The 515-nt window shown below is 63.3% G+C and carries 1 protein-coding gene; it reads right to left on the bottom strand.

Going from position 1 to position 515, the window contains the following annotated elements:
- Positions 1-515: EF-Tu C-terminal domain-related protein (locus tag AAHB17_RS24580; protein WP_342133688.1), on the bottom strand; the 515-nt coding region annotated here is incomplete at both ends.

Below are 515 nucleotides of genomic sequence, written 5' to 3'. Positions count from 1 at the left end.
CCTTCGCGGATCGCGAAGCGCAGGCCTTCTTCCATGGCGATCGGGGCGATCAGCTTGACGGTGATCGACACGTTGTCGCCAGGCATCACCATCTCTTTGCCCTCGGGCAGCTCGATGGAGCCGGTCACGTCGGTCGTGCGGAAGTAGAACTGCGGGCGGTAGTTGTTGAAGAACGGCGTGTGACGGCCACCTTCGTCCTTGGACAGCACATAGACCTCACCCGTGAAGTGGGTGTGCGGCTTGATCGAGCCGGGCTTGCACAGCACCTGTCCGCGCTGCACGTCTTCGCGCTTGGTGCCGCGCAGCAGGATGCCGACGTTGTCGCCAGCCTGGCCCTGGTCCAGCAGCTTGCGGAACATTTCCACGCCGGTACAGGTGGTCTTCTGCGTGTCGGCGATACCGACGATCTCGATTTCCTCGCCGACCTTGATGATGCCGCGCTCGATACGGCCGGTCACCACGGTGCCGCGACCCGAGATGGAGAACACGTCTTCCACGGGCATCAGGAAGGCACC

The sequence above is a fragment of the Hydrogenophaga sp. OTU3427 genome, from assembly GCF_038440225.1.
Taxonomy (GTDB): domain Bacteria; phylum Pseudomonadota; class Gammaproteobacteria; order Burkholderiales; family Burkholderiaceae_C; genus Hydrogenophaga.
The sequence above is the reverse complement of the archived record's forward strand: the minus strand, read 5'-3'. Positions and strand labels throughout refer to the sequence as shown.